Source organism: Bacillus sp. SIMBA_026, assembly GCF_046535335.1.
Classification (GTDB): domain Bacteria; phylum Bacillota; class Bacilli; order Bacillales; family Bacillaceae; genus Bacillus; species Bacillus velezensis.
Window position 1 is genome coordinate 1 of the sequence record NZ_JAWRWX010000549.1, and the last position, 229, is coordinate 229.

The following is a 229-nucleotide window of genomic DNA, read 5'->3' on the forward strand; positions in this document are numbered from 1 at the left end:
GTTATTGCCCGTGACGAACGGGCTGCCCGGCACCGGCGTCAGCGCGCCGCTCGCCGCGTTGATCGCAAAGCCGTACAGCGTGCCGTTGAAGGACGGCGTGTACAGGAAGCGCCCATCCGGTGTGATGCGCAGGCGCAGGCCGTTGGCACTGGCGTTAGTCACGCCGAGCGACACCGGAGCGCCCGAGCCGCCAAGCTGGAACGTCTCGATGCGGCCGCTCGCCGAGTCG

Annotated in this window: 1 protein-coding gene; it reads right to left on the reverse strand. The window is 69.4% G+C overall.

The features are described 5' to 3' along the window. On the reverse strand, positions 1–229 hold a 229-nt coding region (locus tag SB847_RS22500), incomplete at both ends, for a hypothetical protein (protein WP_410579005.1).